Source organism: Sulfitobacter geojensis (assembly GCF_000622325.1).
GTDB classification, from domain to species: domain Bacteria; phylum Pseudomonadota; class Alphaproteobacteria; order Rhodobacterales; family Rhodobacteraceae; genus Sulfitobacter; species Sulfitobacter geojensis.
Window position 1 is genome coordinate 3,597,974 of the sequence record NZ_JASE01000005.1, and the last position, 20,277, is coordinate 3,618,250.

At 59.5% G+C, this 20,277-nt stretch carries 19 protein-coding genes; 11 read left to right on the forward strand and 8 right to left on the reverse strand.

The genetic code is table 11. The features are described 5' to 3' along the window. Positions 1–88 precede the first annotated feature (88 nt). Entirely contained in the window at positions 89–1,657 is a 1,569-nt protein-coding gene (locus Z947_RS0119650) for a 2-isopropylmalate synthase (protein ID WP_025045989.1), read from the forward strand. Between the two features lie 167 nt (positions 1,658–1,824). Here the strand turns inward: Z947_RS0119650 and Z947_RS0119655 are convergent, their stop codons facing one another. Then, positions 1,825–2,406: a VOC family protein gene (locus tag Z947_RS0119655; RefSeq protein WP_025045990.1), complete on the reverse strand. Its 582-nt coding sequence runs from the start codon at positions 2,404–2,406 to the stop codon at positions 1,825–1,827. A 170-nt stretch (positions 2,407–2,576) separates the two neighbouring features. On the opposite strand from Z947_RS0119655, the gene Z947_RS0119660 reads away from it, so the two are divergent. The 6 genes from Z947_RS0119660 to Z947_RS0119685 are packed head-to-tail and all read left to right on the forward strand — an operon-like array spanning position 2,577 to position 9,140. After that, on the forward strand, positions 2,577–3,623 hold the full coding sequence (locus Z947_RS0119660) for a rod shape-determining protein (protein ID WP_025045991.1): 1,047 nt from the start codon (positions 2,577–2,579) through the stop codon (positions 3,621–3,623). Between the two features lie 52 nt (positions 3,624–3,675). Then, complete coding sequence (gene mreC, locus Z947_RS0119665) at positions 3,676–4,572, forward strand: rod shape-determining protein MreC (RefSeq protein ID WP_025045992.1); 897 nt, start codon at positions 3,676–3,678, stop codon at positions 4,570–4,572. Further along, complete coding sequence (locus tag Z947_RS0119670; protein WP_025045993.1) at positions 4,569–5,108, forward strand: hypothetical protein; 540 nt, start codon at positions 4,569–4,571, stop codon at positions 5,106–5,108. Before mreC ends, Z947_RS0119670 begins: the two co-directional genes overlap by 4 nt. Before the next feature lie 13 nt (positions 5,109–5,121). Continuing rightward, a complete protein-coding gene (gene mrdA, locus Z947_RS0119675; protein ID WP_025045994.1) occupies positions 5,122–7,065 on the forward strand; it encodes a penicillin-binding protein 2 in 1,944 nt (647 codons plus the stop codon). Beyond that, entirely contained in the window at positions 7,062–8,201 is a 1,140-nt protein-coding gene (gene rodA / locus Z947_RS0119680; RefSeq protein ID WP_025045995.1) for a rod shape-determining protein RodA, read from the forward strand. Before mrdA ends, rodA begins: the two co-directional genes overlap by 4 nt. Positions 8,202–8,204: 3 nt before the next feature. Then, positions 8,205–9,140 (forward strand): 2-hydroxyacid dehydrogenase, encoded by a 936-nt coding sequence (locus tag Z947_RS0119685; protein WP_025045996.1) that lies wholly within the window; start codon positions 8,205–8,207, stop codon positions 9,138–9,140. Positions 9,141–9,149: 9 nt separating this feature from the next. On the opposite strand, the gene Z947_RS0119690 is transcribed toward Z947_RS0119685, so the two are convergent. The 5 genes from Z947_RS0119690 to Z947_RS0119710 all read right to left on the reverse strand — a co-directional run bounded on the left by Z947_RS0119690 (position 9,150) and on the right by Z947_RS0119710 (position 14,882). Further along, positions 9,150–11,162 carry a M3 family metallopeptidase gene (locus tag Z947_RS0119690; protein ID WP_025045997.1) on the reverse strand — a complete coding sequence of 671 codons (2,013 nt, stop codon included), beginning with the start codon at positions 11,160–11,162 and terminating at the stop codon, positions 9,150–9,152. A gap of 74 nt (positions 11,163–11,236) precedes the next feature. Then, positions 11,237–12,277, reverse strand: coding sequence for a HesA/MoeB/ThiF family protein (locus Z947_RS0119695; RefSeq protein ID WP_025045998.1), 1,041 nt, complete (start codon positions 12,275–12,277; stop codon positions 11,237–11,239). Further along, entirely contained in the window at positions 12,277–12,729 is a 453-nt protein-coding gene (gene dut / locus Z947_RS0119700) for a dUTP diphosphatase (protein ID WP_025045999.1), read from the reverse strand. The genes Z947_RS0119695 and dut overlap by 1 nt, the downstream gene beginning before the upstream one ends. Continuing rightward, positions 12,726–13,925 (reverse strand): bifunctional phosphopantothenoylcysteine decarboxylase/phosphopantothenate--cysteine ligase CoaBC, encoded by a 1,200-nt coding sequence (gene coaBC / locus Z947_RS0119705; RefSeq protein ID WP_025046000.1) that lies wholly within the window; start codon positions 13,923–13,925, stop codon positions 12,726–12,728. Before coaBC ends, dut begins: the two co-directional genes overlap by 4 nt. A 78-nt stretch (positions 13,926–14,003) precedes the next feature. Then, entirely contained in the window at positions 14,004–14,882 is an 879-nt protein-coding gene (locus Z947_RS0119710) for an RNA polymerase factor sigma-32 (RefSeq protein WP_025046001.1), read from the reverse strand. 95 nt (positions 14,883–14,977) lie between these two features. Here Z947_RS0119710 and cobU point away from each other — a divergent pair, with 95 nt between their 5' ends. From cobU to Z947_RS0119730, 4 genes are all read left to right on the forward strand, one after another. After that, positions 14,978–15,499, forward strand: a complete 522-nt coding sequence (cobU, locus tag Z947_RS0119715; RefSeq protein ID WP_025046002.1) for a bifunctional adenosylcobinamide kinase/adenosylcobinamide-phosphate guanylyltransferase — start codon at positions 14,978–14,980, stop codon at positions 15,497–15,499. Beyond that, positions 15,496–16,074 carry a histidine phosphatase family protein gene (locus Z947_RS0119720; protein WP_025046003.1) on the forward strand — a complete coding sequence of 193 codons (579 nt, stop codon included), beginning with the start codon at positions 15,496–15,498 and terminating at the stop codon, positions 16,072–16,074. The genes cobU and Z947_RS0119720 overlap by 4 nt, the downstream gene beginning before the upstream one ends. 60 nt (positions 16,075–16,134) lie before the next feature. Beyond that, entirely contained in the window at positions 16,135–16,818 is a 684-nt protein-coding gene (locus tag Z947_RS0119725; RefSeq protein WP_025046004.1) for a glutathione S-transferase, read from the forward strand. Positions 16,819–16,907: 89 nt separating this feature from the next. Continuing rightward, the gene (locus tag Z947_RS0119730) at positions 16,908–18,422 is read left to right on the forward strand and encodes a YifB family Mg chelatase-like AAA ATPase (protein WP_025046005.1); all 1,515 of its coding nucleotides are present in this window, start codon (positions 16,908–16,910) and stop codon (positions 18,420–18,422) included. On the opposite strand, the gene Z947_RS0119735 is transcribed toward Z947_RS0119730, so the two are convergent. Both Z947_RS0119735 and gshB read right to left on the reverse strand, forming a co-directional pair. After that, on the reverse strand, positions 18,388–19,314 hold the full coding sequence (locus tag Z947_RS0119735) for an alpha/beta hydrolase (RefSeq protein WP_025046006.1): 927 nt from the start codon (positions 19,312–19,314) through the stop codon (positions 18,388–18,390). The genes Z947_RS0119730 and Z947_RS0119735 overlap by 35 nt on opposite strands. Further along, complete coding sequence (gshB, locus tag Z947_RS0119740) at positions 19,311–20,246, reverse strand: glutathione synthase (protein ID WP_025046007.1); 936 nt, start codon at positions 20,244–20,246, stop codon at positions 19,311–19,313. The genes Z947_RS0119735 and gshB overlap by 4 nt, the downstream gene beginning before the upstream one ends. Positions 20,247–20,277: the final 31 nt, after the last annotated feature.

A 20,277-nucleotide genomic window follows, 5' to 3' on the forward strand; every position in this document is an offset into this window, starting at 1 on the left:
CGCCTCTGAGCGTGCCATCCCGGCGCGTCCGCTCAGAGGGTTCGCCACCGCGCCAAGGATTAGAACAAGCAGAACGAAAGACATCACAATGACTGATACACAGACCCAAGATCGCGTCATGATCTTTGACACCACCTTGCGTGACGGCGAACAATCCCCCGGTGCCACGATGACCCACGCGGAAAAGCTGGAAATCGCCGGTTTGCTCGATGAAATGGGCGTCGATATTATCGAGGCCGGCTTTCCAATCGCCTCCGAAGGGGACTTTGCCGCCGTTTCCGAGATTGCAAAAAACTCCGTCAATTCCGTGATTTGCGGCTTGGCCCGTGCGCAATTCGGCGACATCGACCGCTGTTGGGAGGCCGTGAAACACGCCCGCCAGCCGCGCATCCATACGTTCATCGGCACATCGCCCCTTCACCGCGCCATTCCGAACCTTTCCAAGGATGAGATGGCCGACCGTATCCACGAAACAGTGACCCACGCGCGCAACCTTTGCGAAAATGTGCAATGGTCGCCAATGGATGCCACGCGCACCGAACTCGACTACCTCTATCGCACGGTGGAAATCGCGATCAAGGCGGGGGCGACAACGATCAATATCCCCGATACCGTCGGCTATACCGCCCCGCGCGAAAGCGCCGATCTGATCCGCAAACTGCTTGAAAACGTGCCCGGCGCGGATGAGATCATTTTCGCCACCCATTGCCATAACGACCTTGGCATGGCGACCGCCAACAGCCTTGCTGCCGTTGAAGCAGGCGCGCGCCAGATCGAATGTACCATCAACGGTCTGGGCGAACGCGCGGGCAATACCGCATTGGAAGAGGTCGTGATGGCGCTGCGCGTGCGCAACGACATCATGCCCTATCAAACCGGCATTGACGCGACCAAGATCATGAACATTTCGCGCCGTGTTTCCACCGTGTCCGGGTTCCCAGTGCAACCGAACAAGGCCATCGTTGGCAAGAACGCCTTCGCGCATGAATCAGGCATCCATCAGGATGGCATGCTGAAAAACGCCGAAACCTTTGAAATTATGCGCCCCGAAGACGTGGGCCTGACCGAAACCAATATCGTTATGGGCAAACACTCGGGTCGCGCCGCCCTGCGCTCAAAGCTTGAGGACCTCGGGTTTGAATTGGGCGACAACCAGCTCAAGGATGTGTTTGTTCGCTTCAAAGAACTGGCGGACCGCAAAAAGGAAATCTACGAAGATGACCTGATTGCCTTGATGCGCACCTCCACCGACCCCGAAGAGGACCGCGTGAAGCTGGTGTCGATGCATGTGATCTGCGGCACCGAAGGGCCAAATCAGGCCCGTATGACGTTGGACGTCGACGGCACCGAAAGCACAACGGAACAAACCGGCGACGGCCCGGTTGATGCGGCCTTTAACTGCGTCAAGGCGTTGGTCCCCCATGAGGCGCGTTTGCAGCTGTACCAGGTGCACGCGGTGACCGAAGGAACGGATGCGCAGGCAACCGTATCTGTGCGCATGGAGGAAGACGGCCGGATCGTGACAGGCCAGTCAGCGGATACCGACACGGTTGTGTCCTCAACCCGCGCCTATATCCACGCGTTGAACCGCCTGTTGGTGCGCCGCGAAAAAGGCGGCACGGACAAGCGCGAGATCAACTACAAAGATGTGACCTGAGAATGAAGGTGGGCAATTTGCCCACCTTACCCGCGCCCCGCAGTGCATGCAGCGGGCGACAGGATCAAGTTTGATGGGCAAGATGAAGACACAGGGCGCGCTTCATCTTGCCGTTAAACCCATATCCAACCGAACCGCACATAAAACAGCTGCGTTTCGTCCAAACCTCAAAAGGGGTTCTTCGCCGATCTGTCCGCGCTGAGCGACCCTTGCGACCGTTCCACAATCATCACAGCCGCATCCGCCAGATGTTCCCGCTCAATCGCTTCTGCGCCGCGTTCCACCCGCAGTTTATGCGCTTGCAACATCACTTCGGCGTGGCTGCTGCCGCGCGGCGGGATGAAGGTATAACAGGCCAGTTCGATCAACAGACCCAGCGGGTCCTTGAAGTAAATCGAATGCATGAAACCGCGGTCCTTGACGCCCGAATTGCCGATGCCGCGCTCGGCCAGACGCGCAAGCGCCTGATCGAACATGGCGCGATCCACCTCGAAAGCAATGTGATGCACGCAACCGGCGTCCATCGGCGTGCGGCTGTGCACCCGCTTGCGGTTCTCGTTCGTGAAGATGGTAATCAAGCGGCCGTCACCGGGGTCAAAATACAAGTGTCCCTCGTCAGGGTCGTCCAGATTCGGTTGATCAAACAGAAAGGGCATGCCCAGAACGCCTTCCCAGAAATCGATGCTGCTTTGCCGGTCAGCGCCCATCAACGTAATATGGTGCACGCCAAGGCTTTGTATCTTCTTCATTTCATCACTCCCACAGGTTCGTTTCCAGTCTCAACATAGGGCGCAGGCGGCAACATGCCCAACACAGAAAAACACCCCCTTTCACCTGCCCTGCTGCAAGCCTATAAGCACCACCAGCCCGCCTCGTCAGAGTCGCGGGCCAATATGATTTTGACAAGGTACGCAGGCAAATGAACCTCTTTGGAAATCTCCGTGGACTGTTTTCATCCGATATGGCGATTGACCTCGGCACAGCCAACACGTTGGTTTACGTCAAGGGGCGCGGAATTGTCCTGTCAGAGCCGTCCGTTGTCGCCTACCACATCAAGGATGGCGTCAAAAAAGTGCTGGCCGTGGGCGAGGATGCCAAGCTGATGTTAGGCCGTACACCGGGCAGCATCGAAGCGATCCGCCCCATGCGTGAAGGTGTCATTGCAGACTTTGACACCGCCGAAGAGATGATCAAACACTTCATCCGCAAGGTCCACAAACGCTCTACTTTCTCAAAGCCGAAGATCATTGTCTGTGTGCCGCATGGTGCGACCCCCGTTGAAAAACGCGCGATCCGCCAGTCGGTTCTGTCAGCAGGTGCGCGGCGTGCCGGTCTGATTGCCGAACCGATTGCAGCGGCCATTGGTGCCGGCATGCCGATCACCGACCCGACCGGCAACATGGTTGTCGATATCGGCGGCGGTACGACCGAGGTCGCGGTCCTGTCTCTTGGCGATATCGTCTATGCGCGTTCGGTGCGTGTAGGTGGTGACCGTATGGACGAAGCGATCATCAGCTACCTGCGCCGTCAGCAGAACCTGTTGGTGGGTGAAACCACGGCTGAGCGGATCAAGACCTCCATTGGCACGGCCCGTATGCCCGATGACGGGCGCGGTACATCCATGCAAATCCGCGGACGCGACCTGTTGAACGGCGTGCCCAAGGAAATCGAAGTCACGCAGGCGCAAATCGCCGAAGCCTTGGCTGAACCAGTGCAGCAAATCTGCGAGGCCGTGATGACCGCGCTTGAAACAACCCCCCCTGATCTGGCCGCCGACATCGTGGATCGCGGCGTGATGCTGACCGGTGGTGGCGCTTTGCTGGGTGATCTGGATCTGGCGCTGCGCGAGCAGACCGGCCTTGCCGTTTCAATCGCGGACGAATCCCTGAACTGTGTGGCACTGGGCACCGGCAAGGCGCTGGAGTACGAAAAACAGCTGCGCCACGCCATCGACTACGACAGCTGATTTTTGCTAGGCTCGCAGCAAGGCCTGAAATTCGGGCAGGAGCGCAAGAAACATGGCAAGCGACCGTTCAAACAGCAGTGACTACACCGCCCCCTTGCGGCGGTTGCTGTTGGCTGTCCTGATCTTGCTGCTCAGCGCGACGTTTCTTTTGTGGCGCATCGACAGCCCGCGCGTTGAACGCTTTCGCGCCCAGATAACAGACCGGCTGGTGCCCAACCTTGACTGGGCCATGGCCCCCGTGACCGGCACCGTCAACCTGTTACGCGATTTCCGCTCTTACCAACGGCTGTCCGAACAAAATCAGGAGCTGCGCAGCGAGTTGCGCCAGATGCAGGCGTGGAAAGAAGCCGCGCTGCAACTGGAGCAGGAAAACGCCCGTTTGCTGGATCTCAACAAGGTCCGGCTTGATCCGCGCCTGACCTTTATCACCGGTGTTGTGCTTGCTGACTCCGGCTCTCCCTTTCGTCAGTCGGTCCTGCTGAATGTGGGTGCGCGGGACGGTTTGGTGGATGGGTGGGCCACGATGGATGGTATCGGGTTGGTCGGGCGCATTTCAGGCGTGGCTGAAAACACCGCGCGAGTGATCCTGTTGACCGACGCTACCAGTCGCATTCCCGCAACGATCCAGCCCTCGGGCCAACGCGCAATTGTGGCGGGTGACAATACCATCGCGCCGCCTGTCGACTTCCTTGAAAACCCCGACCTCGTGCGCCCCGGTGACCGTGTCATCAGCTCTGGCGATGGCGGTGTTTTTCCGGCGGGCTTGCTTATCGGGCAGGTCGCCGCCGATCCTGGCGGACGGCTGCGGGTGCGGCTTGCTGCCGATTACGAGCGTCTCGAATTCCTGCGTGTGCTGCGTCATTACGGCACCGAAAACGTGACCGACACCGCGCGGGTCATCACCGAAAACGGACCGCTGGAGGAAGCACAGGAGGTCGTAACCGAATGAACGACCTGACGGCCACACGCCTTTGGCTGATGCGCGGCGCGTTCCTGTTGCTGACGCTGATCATTCTGTTCTTCCATCTGCTGCCGCTTGAAACCACACCGCGCCGCTGGGCGGCTCCTGATTTGCTGTTGTGCTTTGCACTGGCGTGGAGTCTGCGACGCCCCGATTATGTTCCCGCACCCGCCCTTGCCTGCGCCTTTATGCTGGCGGATCTTTTGTTGCAGCGCCCGCCCGGCTTGGGGGCTGTACTGGCATTGGTCGGCTGTGAGAACCTGAAAGGACGCGCACGGTCCTTGCGGGACGCGAATTTTGCCACCGAGTGGATCAGCGTTGGCGTGATCATCATCGGCATCGCCCTCGCGAACAGGGTCATTCTGGCCATTGTCCTGATCGAGCAGCCAAGCCTGTCGCTTGGCCTGTCAGAGCTGTTTCTGACGCTGCTGATCTATCCTGTTGTTGTCGCGGTTACCCATTTCGGCATGGGTGTGCGCAAGGCCAGTCCGGGGGATCTGGACGGCCACGGGCAGCGGATTTGACGGGGATGAACACATGAGACGCAACCGCGCGGAAAATGATGCAAGTCACGCCAAGCTGACGCGGCGGGCCGCCCTGCTGGGGGGCGCGCAGCTGTTGTTCATGGGCGGGCTGGCCGCAAGAATGCGGTACTTGCAGATTGATCAGGCCGATCAGTTCCGGCTGCTGGCCGAAGAAAACCGCATCAACATTCGCCTGATCCCGCCCACACGCGGCGAAATCTTTGACCGCAACGGTGTGCGGCTGGCGGAAAACGTGCCGTCCTACCGTATCGTCATGGTGCGCGAGGATGCCGGTGATGTGGATGCGGTGATGGCACGGCTCAGCCAGATCATCGAGATTGATCTTGAAACCTATGAACGCGCTCTCGAGGAACTGAAACGCTCGGCCCCTTTCCTGCCCGTTACCATCGTTGAAGATGTCAGTTGGGATGAGGTCAGCAAGGTCAGCGTCAACGCCCCCGCCCTGCCCGGCGTCACACCGGAAGTCGGGCTGACACGGGTCTATCCCCGCGGGTCGGATTTCGCTCATGTGGTCGGGCGTGTCGGGCGCGTCAGCCAAAAGGATCTGGATGCGCTGGAAAACCCCGATCAGGTGCTGCGCATTCCGCGTTTCCAGATTGGCAAGATCAACGTCGAGGCCCGCGCCGAAGATGCGTTGCGCGGGGTGGCTGGCACCAAACAGGTTGAGGTCAACGCAACGGGTCGTGTCATGCGCGAACTGGCGCGGCGCGAGGGGCAATCGGGTGCGGACCTGCAATTGACGATTGATTCCAAGCTGCAAGGCTATGTGCAGGCACGTCTTGGCGGGGAAAGCGCGGCCGTGGTGATCATCGACTGCGAAAGCGGCGATCTGGCCGCCATTGCCTCCGCGCCCAGCTATGACCCGAACCTGTTCATCGGCGGGATTTCATCGGCGGATTACGATCCGTTGCTTAATTCGAAATACCGCCCGCTCGTGAATAAAACGGTGCAAGGTGCCTATCCCCCCGGTTCCACGTTCAAGATGATGACTGCGATGGCCGCCATCGAGGAAGGCATCGTGGGACCGGATGAAACCGTCTATTGTCCCGGACATCTGGAAGTGGCGGGGCGCAAGTTCCACTGCTGGAAACGCGCGGGCCATGGTTGGGTCGATCTGGGCAATTCGCTGAAACAATCCTGCGACGTCTATTATTACGATCTGGCGCTGAAGGTCGGCATCGAAAAGATCACCGCCATGGCAAACCGCTTTGGCCTTGGCATCCGCCATGATCTGGCGCTGTCTTCGGTCAATTCGGGCCTGACACCGACAAAAGAGTGGAAACGCACAGCGCGCGGTGCGGATTGGGTGATTGGTGACACGGTAAACGCCTCTATCGGGCAGGGTTTCATGCTGGCCTCGCCGCTGCAACTGGCCGTGATGACGGCGCGGATTGCCACAGGGCGCGCGGTAACGCCGCGTCTGATCAAATCCCGTGACGGGGTGGAGCAACCGCTGGGCGACGGCGGGCCACTTAATATGAACGACAACAACCTGCGCAAGATGCGGCGTGCCATGTACGAGGTCGTGAACGACCGGCGCGGCACCGCGTATCGCAGCCGCATCATCGCTGATGAATGGCGCATGGCAGGCAAGACCGGCACCAGCCAGGTGCGCAACATCACTGCCGCCGAACGCGCACGCGGCGTGACCCGCAACGCCGATCTGCCGTGGGAACGGCGTGACCATGCGCTGTTTGTGGCTTTTGCCCCTTACGACAAACCACGCTATGCCGTGTCGGTACTTGTGGAACATGGCGGCGGGGGTTCAACCGCGGCGGCCCCGATTGCGCGGGATGTTCTGTTACAAGCATTAGCGGAAGGCGCACCACCGCTGGACGCTTATCCCACCGGCGACCGTGCCCGCATCAAGACCCAGCAAAACCGTCTGCGCGAGGTGCAGCCCGAGGTGGCGATCAAGGGCAAAGACCAAGCATGAGCTATCTTGAATATACGGTCAAATCCGTCCCCACGGGGTTCCGCAAAATCCTGCACATGAACTGGCCTTTGGCGCTTCTGCTGGCGTCGGTTTGTGGTGTCGGTTTCTTGATGCTGTATTCCGTGGCGGGCGGGTCGTTCACCCCATGGGCAGAGCCACAGATCAAACGGTTCGGCCTTGGCTTGGCCCTGATGATGGGCGTGGCGATGGTACCGATATGGCTCTGGCGTAACCTGTCGGGCGTGGCTTACGGCGTTTCTGTGATCCTGTTGGTGCTGGTCGCGTTGATCGGGGAAGAACGCAAAGGATCGCAACGCTGGCTGGACCTCGGCTTCATGGATCTGCAACCGTCCGAACTAATGAAAATCACGCTGGTGATGTTCCTCGCCGCCTATTACGACTGGTTGCCCGCGAAAAAGGTATCAAAGCCGTTTTGGGTCTTGTTACCGGTGCTGATCATCCTTGCCCCCACTGCGCTGGTGCTGGAACAACCCGACCTTGGCACGTCGATCCTGTTGCTGACCGCCGGTGCAGGGCTGATGTTTCTGGCCGGTGTGCACTGGGCCTATTTCGCCGCTGTTATCGCGTCTGGTGTGGGGCTGGTGACAGCGGTGTTTCAGTCGCGCGGCACTGCTTGGCAGTTGTTGAACAACTACCAGTACCGCCGGATTGATACCTTTCTGGACCCCGCCGCCGACCCCTTGGGCGCAGGCTATCACATTACCCAATCCAAGATCGCATTGGGCTCCGGTGGGTGGACAGGACGCGGGTTCATGCAAGGGACGCAATCGCGGCTGAACTTCCTGCCCGAAAAACACACCGACTTTATCTTCACCACACTGGCAGAGGAATTCGGCTTTGTCGGGGCGATTTCCTTGCTGGGGCTCTATGCGCTGATCATCATCTTTTGCGTGATCACCGCGATCCGCAACAAGGACCGGTTTTCGTCGCTCCTGACACTGGGCATCGCGCTGAATTTCTTCCTGTTCTTCGCCGTCAACATGTCGATGGTTATGGGCATGGCACCCGTCGTCGGCGTGCCCTTGCCACTGGTCAGCTATGGTGGGTCGGCGATGCTGGTCCTGCTTCTGGCTTTCGGCCTTGTCCAATCCGCCCATGTCCACAGACCGAGGTAACCCATGTCCCTGAACCTGCTTTTCGCCGCCCGCTCCGAACGCTGGTCAACCTATGAACGCCCGCTGCGCAGCGCCCTTGAAAAGGCCGGGTTTGGCGATGCGACACTGGCGATGGATATGCCACCCGAAGACGTCGATTATATCATTTACGCCCCCAACAGCCGGTTGCAGGATTTCACACCCTACACCCGCGCCAAAGCGGTGCTGAACCTTTGGGCCGGTGTCGAGGCGATTACCGGCAATGAAACCCTGAGCATACCGCTGGCACGTATGGTTGATCCGGGCCTGACCAAAGGCATGGTGGAATGGGTCACCGGCCATGTGATGCGTTACCATCTGGGGATGGATACCGATATTTTGCGCAGCGATGCCAAATGGGCACCCCGCACCCCGCCCCTAGCGCAGGAGCGGCAGGTGGTGATCCTCGGCCTTGGGGCCTTGGGTGCCGAAGTGGCCAGAACACTTGTTGGTCTCGGGTTCAACGTCACAGGATGGGCGCGCAGCCCCAAGGACGTCACAGGCGTGACCTGCCTGCATGGCGAGGCCGGTCTGGCAGAAGCCTTGGCGCTGGCGGAAATCGCTGTGCTGCTGCTGCCGGACACAACGGCGACCGAAAACACCTTGAACGCAGAAACGCTGGCGCAGATGCCAAAGGGGGCTTTCATCATCAATCCCGGTCGCGGCCCGCTGATCGATGATGCCGCCTTGCTGGCCGCGCTGGACAGCGGGCAAATTGCCCATGCCACACTGGACGTGTTTCGGGTTGAACCCCTGCCTGCCGATGACCCCTATTGGTCGCATCCGAAGGTGACAGTGACACCCCATATCGCCGCCGATACGCGGGCCAGCACGGCCAGCGAGGTGATTGTCGAAAACATCCGCCGTGGGGAGGCAGGTGAGCCGTTTATCAACCTCGTTGACCGCGCTTTGGGGTACTAGCCGCGCGTTTTACGCGGCCAAACCGCGCCCCTTTAGCAAGGCCTCGACGCCCGGCAAACGACCGCGAAACGCCACGTAGAGTTCTGCCGCATCCCGTGATCCGCCGGTCGACAGGATATGCGTTTCCAACGCCTTCGCCCGCTCGGCATCGAATGCGCCACCGGCTTCTTCGAAGGCTTGGAATGCATCGGCATCCATCACTTCCGACCACATATAGCTGTAATAGGCACTGGAATATCCGTCACCGGCAAAGACATGCGCGAACTGCGGCGTGGCGTGGCGCATACGGATTGCGGCGGGCATGCCTAATGCGTCCAGTACCTCGGCCTGTTTTGCCATCGGATCAGCGGGCGGCGCACCATCGTGGAATTCCAGATCAACCAGCGCAGAGGCGACATATTCAACCGTCTGGAACCCCATATCAAAGGTCGCAGCGCCCAATACCTTGTCCAACATCTCTTTCGGCATCGCCTCGCCCGTGGTGGCATGGGTGGCAAATTCGGCCAGCACCTCTGGCACTTCCAGCCAATGCTCATAAAGCTGGCTTGGCAGTTCAACGAAATCACGCGCAACGGATGTACCACTGACGCTTTCATAGGTCACATCCGACAACATCTGGTGCAGCGCATGGCCAAATTCGTGAAACAGCGTGCGCGCATCATCATAGGACAAAAGCGCCGGATCGGATTTGGCAAAATTGCACACGTTGATCACAACCGGCGACTGCACCTTGGGAAATTTCGCCTGCGCGCGCATGGCAGAACACCACGCCCCCGACCGTTTCGAGCCGCGTGCGAAATAATCCCCGATGAATACAGCCACATGTTTGCCGCCCCGCGTCACCTCCCACGCACGACAATCCGCATGATAAAGCGGCACGTCCAGCGGGGTGAATTCCAGTCCGAACAGGCGGGTCGCACAGGCGAATGACGCCTCGATCATCCGGTCGAGTTGGAAATAGGGCTTCAGCGCGGCTTCATCCAGATCATGTTCTGCCGCGCGACGTTTCTCCGCGTAATAGCGCCAGTCCCACGGGGCCAGATCACCATTCACGCCATCCGCATGCATCATTTCGGTCAAGACTTCGGCATCGGCATTGGCCTGCGCCTTGGCCGGTTCCCACACCTCCATCAGCAGCTTGCGCACCGCATCGGGTGTTTTGGCCATTTCTGTTTCCAGCTTGAAGCGGGCAAAATTGTCATACCCCAACAATTGCGCGCGTTCCTCGCGCAGCGCCAAAGTCTCCGCCGCAATGGCGCGGTTGTCGGTTTCACCGCCATTGGCGCCGCGCGCCTCCCATGCGCGAAACGCCTTTTCACGCAGATCACGACGCGGCGAGAATTGCAAAAACGGCACGATCAGCGAGCGCGACAGGGTGACGACGGGACCACCTGCGCCCTTTTCCTTGCCCGCAGCATGTGCCGCGCTGACAACAAATTCCGGCAGCCCTTCAAGGTCTTCCTCAGCCAACGTCATGAACCACTCGCGTTCATCCGCCAGCAGGTTCTGCGTGAACTGCGTGCCCAGAACGGCCAAACGCCCCTTAATCTCTTTCATCCGCTTTTCCTGATCCCCGACCAGCGCGGCACCGGACCGGACCGCATCGCGGTGCGCAATCATCAGGATCCGCGCCTGTTCGTCTGTCAGATCAAGGGTGTCGCGTGCCTCCCAAACAGCGGCGATACGGGCGAACAACGCCTTATTGCCGGAAATCTCGGCAAAATGTGCGGCCAGCTTCGGTGAAAAGTCACGCTGCAATGCCTCGCGGGTCGGGTTGCTGTCTGCGCCCGCTACCGTGAAAAACACACTCAGCACTTTGTTCAGCGCCTCACCCACACCTTCCAAAGCTTCGATTGTATTGGCAAAACTTGGCGCTTCTGGGTTGCTTGCAATCGCATCAATCTCGGCGTTATGCGCGTTGAGCGCTTCGTCCAGCGCCGGTGCGAAATCATCGTCTGAAATCCGGTCAAACGGCGCAATTTCAAAGGGTGTGGCCCAATGGGCCAGCAGAGGGTTTGTCATGGGAAATTCTCCTTTGCGCTCAAGCTAAGGGCGCGAAGGGCGGGTTACAATCCGTTGGCGAAAACCAAGCCGGTTCAGCTTTGGCCGCAGGTTGCACAATCTGTCCGTCGCGAAATCTGTATCGTGCGGTTCTCGCCATAAAGCGCGTCATAGATCAACATCTGCCCCCGCGCTGGCGTGCCTGCACCTGTGATCAGCTTAACTGCTTCAACTGCCATCATTGATCCGATAACACCGGGCAAGGGGCCAATGACACCGGCCTCTGCGCAACTGGGGGCAAGATGTGCCGCAGGTGCCTGCGCAAAGATGCACCGGTAACAAGGCGCACCTTTGGCGGGATCAAAAACCGACAGTTGCCCTTCCCACTGGCTTAACGCGCCAGACACAAGCGGCACACCTGCCGCGACACAGGCCGCGTTCACCAGATAGCGGGTTTCAAAGTTATCCGTGCCATCGAGTACCAGATCATAGTCGCGCACCAGTTCTGCCGCGATTTCGTCGGTCAAGCGGCGATGATAGGGGCGCACGGTAATAAAGGGGTTTTGCGCTTCCATCTGCGCTTGGGCGGAAAACACTTTGGGCATGCCGATGTTTCCATCTGGATGGATCACCTGCCGTTGCAGGTTGGCGTTTTCCACCACATCGTCATCCACCACCCCGATCGTGCCGACACCTGCCGCCGCGAGATACTGCAGGGCAGGTGCCCCCAAACCGCCGGCGCCAATCACCAGTACCTTGGCGTTTTTCAATGCCTTTTGCCCTGCGCCGCCGATCTCGCGCAGCACGATATGGCGGGCATAGCGGTCAAGCTCCGTGTCGGAAAAACTGCCCTGTTTGGAAGGGGCGTCAGGGGTTTGCGCCGTCACACGCCCGCGTAAATGCATGATCAACCGCCGGTAGGCCCAGATCACGGCGGCAAATCCGCCAAGGATCAGCCACAGCGCGGCGCTTCCCCCCGTCGCCTGACGCAACGGGCTTGTTTCGGGCAGGGCCACCTGCATTCCCAAGACTGCAACAAACAACAACCCCAACAGCGACATCCGCGCCGCTTGGGGCACGCCCATGAAACGCCCGCCAAACCAAAGCGCCCCGGCGATGACCAGCACGAGCAGCATCAGTTTTCTCCGGTTGAACCGAACCCGCCAGAGGCACGGTCGGTCGTATCCAGCATTTGGGCAATTTCAAACGATACTTGCGGGGCTGCTGCCACAACCATCTGCGCGATGCGCATGCCATGGGTGATTTCAAACGGTACCGCGCCCGCGTTCAAAACAATCACGCCGACAACACCGCGATAATCGCTGTCGATCGTGCCGGGGCTATTGGGCAACATGATCCCGTGTTTCAGCGCAAGACCGGACCGCGGCCTGATTTGCACCTCAAAACCCTGCGGGATTTCCATATGCAATCCGGTCGACACAAGCGCGCGCGCCATCGGTTCGATGAACACCGGACCGTCTGGCAGGTTCGCGCGCAGATCGGCACCCGCAGCACCCGTTGTGGCGTATACAGGCAAGCCAAGCGTCTGGTCTGCCCCTGCCGCCCATGTGCACTTGATCACGGTCATGTCTCACCCAACGCCTGCGCAATACGCACGGCCAGGGCAGTTGCGACCGCATCCTTGGACATGCGCGGCCAGTCCTCGGCCCCCTGCGCGGTGATCAGGGTAACGGCGTTTTCGCTGCCCCCCATGATACCGGTTTCGGGCGATACATCATTGGCCAGAATCCAGTCACATCCCTTGCGTTCCCGTTTCGCAGTCGCATGGGCCAGCACATCATTGGTTTCTGCCGCGAACCCCACAACCAAAGGTGGCCGGCCGGTTTCCATACGGCTGACGGTTTTCAGGATGTCGGGATTTTCCGCGAATTGCAGAACAGGTAAGCCGTCTTTGGATTTCTTCAGCTTCTTGTCGCCGGCCCCCTCAACCCGCCAATCGGCGACAGCAGCGGCGAACACGCCCGCGTCGACCGGCAGCGCATCCTGTACCGCCGCCAGCATTTGCTGTGCAGTTTGCACCGCGACCACTTTCACGCCTGCGGGCGGGGCCACATCGGCGGGACCGGTCACAAAAATCACCTCCGCGCCCTGTGCGGCCAAAGCCTGACCAATTGCAGCCCCCTGCGCGCCAGAAGACCGATTTGCAATATAGCGAACAGGATCAATGGGTTCATGGGTTGGACCAGAGGTCACCAGAATGCGTTTGCCCTGCAACGGACCATCGGCAAACTGCGCTTCGATCGCGGCGACAATTTCCATCGGTTCGGCCATACGCCCCGGTCCGTGCTCGCCGCAGGCCATATCGCCCTTGTTCGGGCCAACAACCTTGATCCCGTCACCTTGCAGAGTTTTGAGGTTGCGTTGCGTCGCCGCGTGATCCCACATCCGCACGTTCATCGCGGGGGCGATCATCACCGGCGTGTCTGTGGCCAGCAACAAGGTAGAGGCCAGATCGTTGGCAAGCCCCTGTGCCATTTTCGCCATGAGATCCGCGGTCGCGGGGGCCACAACGACCAGGTCGGCAACACGGCTCAACTGAATGTGGCCCATTTCGGCCTCGTCACCCAAATCGAATAGTTCGCGGTAAACCTTGTTCCCAGCCAATGCAGAAACCGACAATGGCGTCACGAATTCCTCGCCTGCACGGGTCAAGACAGGGGTCACCTGCGCCCCGCGTTCGCGCAGCCGCCGGATCAGGTCAAGCGACTTGAACGCCGCGATCCCGCCCCCGATGATCAGCAATATATGCTTGTTTGCCAGCATGATGCGCCCCTTCCGCCATTTGATTGGCAGAACCATAAGCGCCAAGCGGGGCCAGTGCCAGCCCCGACCGCGCTGCTTCTAGCCAAGCAGGTGCATCACCTCTGGCGAGCGCCCCTCAAGTGACTTGCGCATTTTTACCAAAGCGCCCGCTTCCAACTGGCGCACACGTTCTTTGGACAGGTTCAGCTCTTCACCAAGGCTTTCCAAAGTGCGGGGTTTGTCGCGTAATTTGCGCTCGCGCAGGATGAATTGCTCGCGTTCGCGCAATTCCTGCATGGAAGACAATAGCCAAGCGCGCAACTGCGCGGTATCGTGATTATACTCAACCTTCTCAGCTGCTTGCGCGGAGTCATCTTCCAACGCATCAATCCATTCGCGCCCTTCATCCTCGGCGGATTGCGTCGCGTTCAGCGAATAATCGGAACCCGACAGACGCCCTTCCATCATTTCGACGTCATGCAACGGCACGCCGATCTCGGTGGAAATCATCTGGCGCAACTGGTGGCGGTCAAGCTCTTGACCAGCGGTGCTGGCCTCGCGCTCCATCCGCGCCTGAATCCGGCGCATATTGAAAAACAGGGACTTTTGCGATGACGTTGTGCCGGTGCGAACCATTGACCAATTGCGCATCACATGGTCTTGAATGCCCGCCTTGATCCACCACATCGCATATGTAGAAAAGCGCACGCCGCGGTCGGGATCGAACTTTTCGGCAGCTTTCATCAGGCCAAGCCCGGCCTCTTGAATAAGATCGTTCATCGGCGCGCCATAGCGGCGGAATTTGCCAGCCATTGACACAGCCAACCGCATGTACGCGTTGATCAGCCGGTGCAGCGCCGCTTCGTCGCGGTGATCGCGCCACGCCAGTGCAAGTTCAAGTTCCGTTTCCGCGTCCAGCATTTCAGCTTTCATAGCGGTACGTGTGATCGAAAAGTCCCGAGCCGTTTCCATTGCCATGTTAAATAATTCCCTGAGCCGTTGCTTGTATTTTTGCAGACCTTTGTGTTCTGTACGAACGAACCCCTGTTTCGGTTCCCAAAAAAGTGAAAAAAATGTTGCCAAACTCCACATTTGTCTTGGGCGGCGCCGCATCGGGCAAGTCTTTTTGGGCCGAAGAGCTTGTGAAATCCTACGATACGTCAATGACTTACATCGCAACTGGGCAGGTATTTGACAGTGAAGTTGCCGCCAAAGTCGAGATTCACAAAAATCGACGCGATGATCGCTGGAAGACCATCGAAGAACCGTTCGACCTGACGGCCCCTCTTGACGCGGCGCGCCCCGATCAGGTGATCCTGATCGACTGTGCGACCATGTGGTTGACCAATCATTTGATGGCGCAACACGACATTGGTCAGGCTCAGGCCACGCTGCTGACCGCCCTGCGCCGCTGCGCCGCCCCTTGGGTGATCGTTTCAAACGAGGTCGGCCAGGGCATCGTTCCCGACAACGCCCTGGCGCGTCAGTTTCGCGAAGCGCAAGGGCAATTGAATATCGCATTGGCTGCGCAAGCCGAGCTCGCCGTTCAGGTCGTCGCGGGGCTGCCACTCGTTTTGAAAGGGGCATTGCCATGACCGTCTGGCACTGGGTCCGCCACGGACCGACCCACGAAAAAACCTTTGTCGGGTGGCGCGACGTCCCTGCCGATCTGTCTGACACGGCACAGATCGCCCGTTTGCAGGACCATCTGCCGAAAGAGGCGCTGATCATCTCCTCCGACCTGATCCGATGTACAGCGACGGCGGACGCGTTGGAACAGTCGCGCAGGCGCCTGCCCCATCATCGTGACCTGCGTGAACTGCATTTCGGGGTGTGGGACGGCCTGCATTTCAAAGAGGTCGCCGCACGCGATCCGGTCCTTTCGCGGGCCTATTGGGAAACCCCCGGTGATGTTCAGGCACCCGAAGGCGAAAGCTGGAACCAGACTGCCGCACGGGTGAACGCGGTGGTTGACGATATGAACACGTCCCATCCCGACGCGCATATTATTGCCGTGGCCCATTTTGGCGTGATCCTGACGCAGATCCAACGGGCCTTGGGCGTGACCGCTTATGCGGCGATGGCCCATAAAATCGACAACCTGTCGGTGACCCGAATTGCCCACGATGCGGGCATCTGGCAGGTCGAGACCATAAATCATCTTGTGTGATCCTTCGCTGCACAAAATTGAATTTGTCGCACCGCAATTCACGGGTTAGCGTCTAACCCTATGACATATGACCTTTATATCGGCGATCGTACCTTCTCCAGCTGGTCCTTACGGGGCTGGCTGATGATGGAAAAATTTAACCTGCCTTACCGCGCACATCTGGTCGGGCTTTACAGCGGCACGATGGCGGCCGACCTTGCGGCATTGGCCCCGGTCAGACTGGTTCCCGCCATGCGCACCCCCGAAGGTACGGTTGTGGGTGAATCCCTTGCCATGGCCGAAACCCTTGCAGAACGGCATCCCGATGCCGCCATGTGGCCCGCTGATCCCGCCGCCCGCGCCACCGCGCGCTGGTTGGCCGCTGAAATGTGCGGTGGGTTTTCTGCCCTGCGCGGCACCTGCCCGATGCAGTTACAGCATGTCATGCAAGGTTTCACTGTCACGCCGGACGTTCAGGCAGATCTCGACCGGATCGACGTGCTGTGGGAACACGCCCGCGCGATGCGTACGAACGACGGCCCTTGGCTGTTTGGCGATTATTCTTTGGCCGATGCGTTTTATGCCCCCGTCGTGGCGCGGATCACCGGTTACGATCTGCCCGTGTCTGAAAACGCCAGAGCCTATTGCGCGACAACCCTGAACGATCCCGCCTTCAAGGCTTGGCGTGCCGAAGGGCTGAAGGTGACATATGATCCCTTCCCCTATGATCTGGGTCTCCCGACACGAGACTGGCCGGTGTCCTGAAGTCCACCCGAAATTAACACTTCTTAAACAATCCCTGCCTACCTCTGAACATGGTTAACACCTGATCACCGGTAGGCAGGAGCAGTTGCATGGTATCACGCGCCTATACAGTCGCGTTTCAAGGGGTCGAGGCGCGGATGGTAGAGGTGCAATGCGCCGTCACCGCCGGCCTGCCCGCGTTTTCCATCGTTGGCCTGCCGGACAAGGCCGTCTCCGAAGCGCGCGACCGTGTTCGCACCGCGCTGACCTCTATGGCCATTGCCCTGCCCTCCAAACGGATCACCGTGAACCTGAGCCCCGCAAACCTGCCCAAGGAAGGCAGCCATTTCGATTTGCCCATCGCCTTTGCCCTGCTCGCGGCGCTCGACATTCTACCCGATGATGTAACGCAATCGGTCGTCGCCTTGGGCGAATTATCATTGGATGGGACCTTGGTGCCCGTTGTTGGCGCCCTGCCCGCCGCGATGGCCGCTGCGGAGCAGGGTCGCAGCCTGCTGTGCCCGCACGGATCAGGCGCGGAGGCCGCATGGGTCGGGGACGCCGAAGTGATCGCCGCCCGAACCCTTGGCGATGTGGTGCGACACTACACCGGCCAAACCCCGCTGCCCCCCGCCACACCGGGCGAAGTTACACTGGGTCCGTCAAAGCATGATCTGCGTGAAGTCAAAGGACAGGAACGCGCCAAACGTGCTCTGGAAATCGCTGCGGCGGGGCGCCATCACCTGATGTTTGTCGGCGCGCCGGGGTCGGGGAAAAGCATGCTTGCCGCGCGTCTGCCGGGCATCCTGCCACCGCTCAGCGCCACGGAAGCTCTGGAAACCTCGATGATCCATTCGCTTGCCGGATTGTTGGATGAGGGCGGCATATCGCGTGCACGTCCCTTTCGCGAACCTCATCATACCGCCTCCATGGCCGCGATTATCGGCGGTGGGCGGCAGGCCAAACCGGGCGAGGTCAGTCTTGCCCATAACGGTGTGTTGTTCATGGATGAATTTCCCGAATTTGCCCGCACCGTGCTTGAAACACTGCGCCAGCCGATTGAAACCGGCGAGGTCATGATCGCCCGCGCCAACGCCCATGTGAAATATCCCTGCAAGTTCATGCTGGTCGCCGCCGCAAATCCCTGCAAATGCGGTTATCTCTCCGATCCTGCGCGCGCCTGCGCCCGTGTTCCACAATGTAGCGAGGATTATCTGGGCCGCATCTCAGGGCCCTTGATGGACCGCTTTGATTTGCGCGTGGATGTGCCGCCGGTGGCCTTCAGCGACCTTGATCTACCGGCTACTGGCGAAAGCTCTGCCGTGGTGGCAACCCGCGTCGCGCAGGCCCGCAATATCCAGTTAAAACGGTTCCACGGCAGCCACGGCCTGATGGTGAATGCAGATGCAACTGGCGATCTGCTTGAGGAAATTGCCACGCCCGACACAGAAGCGCGCGCGTTACTCAGCAAAGTCGCAGAACGGTTTCAACTGTCCGCGCGCGGCTATCACCGCGTCATCCGCGTGGCGCGTACCATCGCCGATTTGGACGGTTCTGCCGAGGTGCGCCGCCCCCATATCGCAGAAGCGGTCAGCTTTCGCCTTGCTGCGCCCGTGTTTGCGTGATCCAGTCGGCAAGATCATCCAAAGTTTGCCGCGCTTCGGGCAGAATATTATGGAACAGCGGCCAGACGTGCGGCAAATCCTGCTGCTCCTGATAGGTCACGCGCACGCCGTCCCTTTGCAAAACCTGCGCCATCCGGCGCGCGTCGTCGTGCAAAATTTCCGTGTCCCCCACGGTGATCCACACCGGCGCAGCCCCGGTGAAACTACCGAAAAGCGGGCTGATCTGCGGGTTTTGTGCATCAGCGCCGTTCAGATACAGTTCCGCCATATCATGCGCGCCTTCGGCAGGCAGGACCGCTTCGGCTTCTGCATTACGGCTAAAGCTGTCACCGCCGAAAGTCACATCCGTAAGGGGGGAAAAACAAAATGCGGCGGCGGGCATCGATGCCTTTTCGACGGCAAGCTGCCCCAACAAGGACAGCGTTAAAGCACCGCCGGCGCTGTCCCCGCCGATCACAATTCTGTCGGGCGCAACACCACTGTTTATCAAACCGTCCCACGCGGTGCGCGCGTCCTCGAACGCGGCGGGAAACGGGTGTTCGGGTGCCAAACGATATCGCGCAAGCACCACGCGGGCCCCCAAGCGCCGCGCCAGTTGACCCGCCAATGCCGAATAGGCGGGCGGGCTACCGAAAACAAAACCCCCGCCGTGTAGATAAAGAACGACCAGATCCGACGTCAGAGTGCGGGGCACGACCTCAAGCACATCAACACGGGCCGGTCCCTGTTCCAACACTTGCCACTTCATCTGCGTGCCGTGCGGCGGGTGAAACAGCAAACGCGCTTGCATGTCCATGCGCTTGCGCAACGCGGCGGGGCTTTTCGCCCGCGCCATCGCCGGTTTCTCGACCCGCCGCAGCCATCGATTCAGTAGCTTTGCGCGCAAGCTCATGCCAAACGCCCTTCAATCGCCTCCCAGATTTTACCGGCAATATTCTTGCCGTCGAACCGTTCAAGTTCCTGAATGCCGGTGGGGGAGGTCACGTTGATTTCGGTCAGGTAGTCGCCAATCACATCAATGCCGACAAACACTTGCCCTTTTTCTTTAAGGAGTGGGCCGATGGCTGCGCAAATCTCCAGATCGCGGTCGGAAAGTCCAATCTTCTCTGGTCGCCCGCCGACATGCATGTTTGATCGCGTTTCGCCCTTTGCCGGTACGCGGTTGATGGCCCCTACTGCTTCGCCGTCCACAAGAATGACGCGCTTGTCGCCCTTTTCAACCGCGGGCAAAAACTTCTGCACGATCAGCGGTTCACGCGAAAAGCCGGTAAACAATTCGTGCAACGAGGTCAGGTTGCGGTCCTGTGCGTCCAGACGGAACACACCCGCCCCACCGTTGCCATAGAGAGGTTTAAGAATGACATCACCGTGCTTGGCCTTGAACGCCTTGATGGTGTCCAGATCCCGCGCAATCGTTGTGGGTGGCGTCAGGTCGGGAAAATCCAGAACCATCAGTTTTTCAGGATAGTTGCGCACCCAAAACGGATCATTCACCACCAACGCCTGCCCTTTCAGGCGATCCAGCAAATGTGTCGACGTGATGTAATGCATGTCAAACGGCGGGTCCTGGCGCAGCCAGACGACATCGAAACCGGCAAGATCAACTTCGACCTCTGGGCCAAGCCGGGCATGATCGCCCTGAATACGCTGCACAGTAAATTCATGCCCGCGCGCCGTAATCCGGCCTTCTTGATAGGCGAGTTTATCAGGTGAATAGAAAAACAGGCTATGCCCGCGCAGCTGTGCCTCTTCGGCGAGGCGGAAACTGCTGTCTGCATTGATGTCTACATCCCCAATGGGGTCCATCTGAAAGGCGATTTTCATAAGTCTATCCTTGCTACACCTCCTTTAGATG

Coding starts and splice junctions, on each gene's coding strand:
- Z947_RS0119655 (WP_025045990.1), bottom strand. CDS start 2,406: ATGAAGAAGATACAAAGCCTTGGCGTGCACCATATTACGTTGATGGGC.
- Z947_RS0119735 (WP_025046006.1), bottom strand. CDS start 19,314: ATGAGCTTGCGCGCAAAGCTACTGAATCGATGGCTGCGGCGGGTCGAG.
- mreC (WP_025045992.1), top strand. CDS start 3,676: ATGGCAAGCGACCGTTCAAACAGCAGTGACTACACCGCCCCCTTGCGG.
- Z947_RS0119720 (WP_025046003.1), top strand. CDS start 15,496: ATGACCGTCTGGCACTGGGTCCGCCACGGACCGACCCACGAAAAAACC.
- dut (WP_025045999.1), bottom strand. CDS start 12,729: ATGACCGTGATCAAGTGCACATGGGCGGCAGGGGCAGACCAGACGCTT.
- Z947_RS0119725 (WP_025046004.1), top strand. CDS start 16,135: ATGACATATGACCTTTATATCGGCGATCGTACCTTCTCCAGCTGGTCC.
- Z947_RS0119660 (WP_025045991.1), top strand. CDS start 2,577: ATGAACCTCTTTGGAAATCTCCGTGGACTGTTTTCATCCGATATGGCG.
- rodA (WP_025045995.1), top strand. CDS start 7,062: ATGAGCTATCTTGAATATACGGTCAAATCCGTCCCCACGGGGTTCCGC.
- Z947_RS0119730 (WP_025046005.1), top strand. CDS start 16,908: ATGGTATCACGCGCCTATACAGTCGCGTTTCAAGGGGTCGAGGCGCGG.
- Z947_RS0119710 (WP_025046001.1), bottom strand. CDS start 14,882: ATGGCAATGGAAACGGCTCGGGACTTTTCGATCACACGTACCGCTATG.
- cobU (WP_025046002.1), top strand. CDS start 14,978: ATGTTGCCAAACTCCACATTTGTCTTGGGCGGCGCCGCATCGGGCAAG.
- Z947_RS0119690 (WP_025045997.1), bottom strand. CDS start 11,162: ATGACAAACCCTCTGCTGGCCCATTGGGCCACACCCTTTGAAATTGCG.
- Z947_RS0119650 (WP_025045989.1), top strand. CDS start 89: ATGACTGATACACAGACCCAAGATCGCGTCATGATCTTTGACACCACC.
- coaBC (WP_025046000.1), bottom strand. CDS start 13,925: ATGCTGGCAAACAAGCATATATTGCTGATCATCGGGGGCGGGATCGCG.
- Z947_RS0119670 (WP_025045993.1), top strand. CDS start 4,569: ATGAACGACCTGACGGCCACACGCCTTTGGCTGATGCGCGGCGCGTTC.
- gshB (WP_025046007.1), bottom strand. CDS start 20,246: ATGAAAATCGCCTTTCAGATGGACCCCATTGGGGATGTAGACATCAAT.
- Z947_RS0119695 (WP_025045998.1), bottom strand. CDS start 12,277: ATGCTGCTCGTGCTGGTCATCGCCGGGGCGCTTTGGTTTGGCGGGCGT.
- mrdA (WP_025045994.1), top strand. CDS start 5,122: ATGAGACGCAACCGCGCGGAAAATGATGCAAGTCACGCCAAGCTGACG.
- Z947_RS0119685 (WP_025045996.1), top strand. CDS start 8,205: ATGTCCCTGAACCTGCTTTTCGCCGCCCGCTCCGAACGCTGGTCAACC.